We start from the raw sequence: 4735 nt of genomic DNA, 5'->3' as shown, positions 1-4735 counted from the left end.
CCCCGTATCCACGGGGCTGAATGCAAAGAAAACGCACCATAAATTAAAAGCGTTTTTATTTAAATATTTGAGGTAAGTTGCTCTGTTTTATCTTTAAACTCACGCACGTTTTTAATGATATAACTACCACACTTTGATTTACGTGCGTGGAGTATGAACCAATGATGTGCATCAACTTTAAATTTAGCAGACACTACTTTTCAAGCAGTTACTTAACGGCTATAACACTCTTATCCATGAAATAAGATCAGAAATACGAACAATATAAATATTTGCAGCTAGCCCCTGTTAAAAATAGAGGCTTACCGTACCAAATATTAAAGTAGAGTAACTTCTAATTACACGTCTGACTGAAATTACTGTAGCAATATCTTTACTTCTTAACTTTGCCTTTAAGAACGTAAATTTCGCCATCGAAACTGCCTTGGATAGTCAGGCCTTGTCCCGCTAACTCTTTGAGGTATTCAATATGATCCTCAGTGATATGCTGCCCTGGTACCAAAAGAGGAATGCCTGGCGGGTAAGGGGTAACTAAACCGGCGCAAATACGGTTGTTACTTTTAGCGATGGGCACAGATTCGCGCTCACCATAAAAAGCATCGCTTGGAATACACGCCAAGTCTATCGCTGGTAAGTTTTCTGGTAAGCGTGCTCTGCGCGTTGATGTTGATAACTTTACCTTACCGCTGTCGAGTTTTTTCAGCGCATTGTACAAACGAATTATTTTTGAACGCGTGCCGCCAAGGGTCAGCAAAACTAAAATAGTGCTGTGAGTGTATTTTTCTATTTCTAGACCAATTTCGTCCAGTAAATATTTATGAATATCCTTTAATGAATAAGGCAATTCGCTAATGTCGATAAGAATTTTTAGCGGGTCGTGGCCCATGTTATCACCGCTAAAGTGTGGGAATATTTCCATAAAATCTTGCTTACCTAGCACTTTAATTTGCTTGAGCGAGGCCATTTGTTGTTTAAATTCTTCCACATGATTCAACAAGGCATTAAGCAATTTATAGCCTTCCATTTCCAATTGCTTTTGGCATACGTCAAGGGACGCAATAAGCTGATATTTTGGCGATGTGCTGGCATAGATACTGTAAATCTCTCGAAAGAAATCGGCATCAAAGTCAGGATCGTTAACATGAATATAAGACGCTTGAGAAAACGCCGATACCACTTTATGCGCTGAGTGGGTGATATAGTCTGCCCCTGCATGAATAGCAGAGTAATAGCGTAAGCTCGGGTGAAACAAAGAGTAAGCAAACCACGCTTCGTCAATAAACACTTTAATACCATGTTGATGGGCAAAGTCGACCACTTGTTTCAGATCGCTCAGTAGACCATCGTAGGTACAACCGGTAAGAACCAGTAATTTTGTATCGGTATTCTTCTCAATCGTCTGTTTTATGTCGGCCAACGACGGCGGCGCGAAGATCCCATATTTAGGATTTAAAATACTCGACAAATAAATAGGTAAACTCGCTGATTGCAAGATGCCATAGTGCACCGATTTATGACAATTGCGGTCGATGATCACTTTATCGCCTTTGCGAAGCAGTGTCTGCAAGATGATTTTATTTGAGGTAGACGACCCATTTGTGACGAAATAAGTATGCTTAACCTCAAATGTTGCCGCTGCTGATTCTTGAGCGCGACCAATGGTGTTTGTACTGTCTGACAATGAACCTAACGAGTCAACCGACACCGACAAGTCGCCAACAAATACATTGCGGCCATAAAACTGATAAAAATCTTTGATATAAGGGGAGTTTCTAAAGCTAGAGCCGCCGCTGTGACCCGGTGTGTGCCATGAATCGTTCGACTCGCCAACATAACGGCGATACGCTGTCCAAAATGGCGTTTCTGAGCGGTCGTCAAAGTCGTTGATCATATAACCTAAAATTGCTTCTGGATCAGAAATTACTTCGTCTTTAAAGAAGAACGACTCAATTTCTTCTGACTCGTTAACGATTTCCAGCCCTTTGGTGTCGTCGCCAATAACATAAACCGGCAACTCAAGACGAATTGCCTTTAATTGCTCGATAAAGCGACTATAAGTTCGTTCTCCAACCTTATTTTGCAAATCCCAGCTTAGTACAACCGCTTGAATATCACCATCTTCTTCTACACTTTCCAGCGCGTGTTTTAGCTCAAGACGTTCAACAATATCGATATGAATATCGTCTCGCTCAAAATTAGGAATTGTTTTTGACAGATTCGTTGAAAGCTCTTTTAGGGTGATTGGATCTTGCTCAATTAACAAGATACGAAGTATCGGTAGCATAGGGGTTTTCGCAATATAATTTATAATACTCAGTAGCATAACCAAAGGAGTGAGACTTGTGAAATTAATACTTTGATAATGTTCTAATAATTGGGCTGTTTAATTCGTTAAATTGCTCAAAGATTTATGCAGGTTGGTATAAGAGGCGCAATGAAATTCATGTGTTTTCTGTTTCCATCGTAAGCATAAAGATTTTGATCACTATCAACGACAATATACTTCCCTTTAAGTTTTATACCATAAGGTATAAAACTTATATCTACTTGATCGGTTGTTTTGTGCAAGTGTAGGTCGAATAAGCGAAGCGCCATCCGACACAGTAAAATACCTTGCCAATTATTATCAGCATTTTATGCTGTCGAGTGGCTGAAGAGGCCATGAGCGGACATTTAAATTTATGCTTCTTTTGCTAATTACGGAGCATCATTAACGCTCATTAGCGTAATCAATGAAATAGTGCTGTTCTCACTGTTATATTCAAAATGTATTGCATACTGCTCGTTATCATACCGATCATATCCAGCAGTTGGTTCAAGAATTGTATCGGCTAATGGATTACCTGATTTAGTAGGGATCCCCATTACATTGCGTACCTCTGCTCTTGATGAGCGAAAGTTCACGCCTTTTATAATTGGCGAGTACTCTTTTATAGCGCCTTTTGATAACGACGATATAAATACAGTATTTATTCGTTTATCGTCGTCTGCAATGATTTCCAAACCAATATCGGTAAAGGATATATAATATTCATCGTCGTCATGCTCGAATTGCAAAGAATAATCATTAAGAAATCTTACAACTTCAGAATCTTCAAGATGTTTATCTATGAGTTTAAGTAATTTTTCCATAATGGCTCAGTTAACGAAATAAAACTAGACAGCCACTTTAATTGAACAAACAAAACTGTGCCACTAAATTTGATCTTCAAGTTCAGAATTTATCTTTTATTACTGGGTCAATTTCATTTCATCCGTTAAATAAGTCATTAGCCCTATTAAACCTAAATTACACGCATAAAAATAACTGCATAATTGCAGTTTAACTTTTACTGAATGTTTTTTAATTTATGCGAGTAGCTTTTCGCAGTTGCTAATATTTGATCGCCGTTTACGCTTTAAATTTTCACAGTAACTTGCTTGTGAAGTGGGTCTCCCTACTGCACCATAAATTCGGGTTACGGGAGATGAACCGCCCATTGCGGGGACCCGCATGATGGGTGGTGTGGGGGCTGGAGGTTAGAGACCTCCGGCTACCCGATTATGTGCCTTTAAGGGATGACAAAAAAGTTATAATTTTCATCCTATTTTCTTTATCTTTTTTCTCTTGGAGTGTTTTTGCAAAATCTAATGCTGTCATATCGTAGTTGTTACCAATCAAGCGAGTGTTAGCACCATTATTAACTAAAAATTTGACGGTTTTAATGTCGTTAGATAATATCGCACTATAGAGGGGGGAGATATCTTTTGATAAAAGGTGGTTAATGCCATTAACATCAAGACCTTTTGAGATTAATCTTTTTGCTATTTTATATTTATGCGGATCATTTCCATTTAAAACGAAATCAAGTCCAGGGCCTTTGCTTAGAAAATCAATATCCTCTTTAGTCATGCGATAGTTAATCATATAATATTCACAAAATTCATTTGGAATAATAGACTTTCTCTCAGTTAGGCTGCATACAATAAGGTCTGCGATGTCCATTCTCTGTATTGTATAAAACATGGAGCCAAAAAAAGTTAATACAATTAGAGAGCCAACACCTAGCAGTGATAGTGTTTTTTTAGTCATGATTATACCCATAACTTAGTGGAACCATGCTTGGGAATTTGATACACAACAAAAGCTCCAGCTCTATTGTTTTCATTTTTAACTAAATAAAGTTGTAATTCAGACTTAAACGCCAATGCAAGTCTATCTCTTATAAAATCAAAAATTTTAACCTTTTGCAGGTCATGAACAGATGTATGTTTGAACCAATGGCTTGCTGCTTTTCTAGCAAATGTTTTAATAATAGCCATTGCTCCTTTTGTTGGGTTAGCCGTACTTTCAAATATAGCTTTAACATAACCAACTGAGTATGATGCATCAATGGCTTCAACCAATAATCCTTGTGCAAAACCTTTTAAGCGATCATTTATTGGAAGAGAATCAATTAATTTATGATCTGCTGGCTTAAAAATAAACTTTAAAATCACCCTCGTTTCTTTTTCATCAAAAAGTAACTCATCCTTACTAAATTTCCGCAATTGTTTAAAACTCATAGTATTTCCTTATATTAGTAGGTAAAAAAATTAATAGTGCCACATTAAACAGGCACATAACGAGCCTGTAGATTAACTCGTTTTTTTTATTTATTTTTATTGATAAACAAACCATAGCTGAGTTCCTATTTTGGTTCAATCGATTACTGTATTTTATGCAGAATATAAAGTGGGAGTATTGTGTATTTTT

4 protein-coding genes and 1 pseudogene are annotated in these 4735 nt (G+C 37.3%); all 5 read right to left on the bottom strand.

What is annotated here, in order from left to right:
* Positions 1-373: 373 nt before the first annotated feature.
* The 5 genes and pseudogenes from CWB66_RS15040 to CWB66_RS15020 all read right to left on the bottom strand — a co-directional run bounded on the left by CWB66_RS15040 (position 374) and on the right by CWB66_RS15020 (position 4545).
* Complete coding sequence (locus tag CWB66_RS15040; protein WP_138585993.1) at positions 374-2284, bottom strand: aminotransferase class V-fold PLP-dependent enzyme; 1911 nt, start codon at positions 2282-2284, stop codon at positions 374-376.
* Positions 2285-2697: 413 nt separating this feature from the next.
* A complete protein-coding gene (locus CWB66_RS15035; protein WP_138585992.1) occupies positions 2698-3132 on the bottom strand; it encodes a DUF6392 family protein in 435 nt (144 codons plus the stop codon).
* 216 nt (positions 3133-3348) lie between these two features.
* A pseudogene (locus CWB66_RS23085) lies at positions 3349-3459 on the bottom strand (transposase); the annotation flags it as partial.
* Between the two features lie 82 nt (positions 3460-3541).
* The gene (locus CWB66_RS15025) at positions 3542-4072 is read right to left on the bottom strand and encodes an ankyrin repeat domain-containing protein (RefSeq protein ID WP_138585991.1); all 531 of its coding nucleotides are present in this window, start codon (positions 4070-4072) and stop codon (positions 3542-3544) included.
* A 2-nt stretch (positions 4073-4074) separates the two neighbouring features.
* The gene (locus CWB66_RS15020; protein ID WP_138585990.1) at positions 4075-4545 is read right to left on the bottom strand and encodes a hypothetical protein; all 471 of its coding nucleotides are present in this window, start codon (positions 4543-4545) and stop codon (positions 4075-4077) included.
* Between the last annotated feature and the right edge of the window lie 190 nt (positions 4546-4735).

It is taken from the genome of Pseudoalteromonas sp. S558 (genome assembly GCF_005886635.1).
Classification (GTDB): domain Bacteria; phylum Pseudomonadota; class Gammaproteobacteria; order Enterobacterales; family Alteromonadaceae; genus Pseudoalteromonas; species Pseudoalteromonas aliena.
Note: the sequence above shows the minus strand (reverse complement) of the source record. Positions and strands in the feature narration are given on the sequence as shown.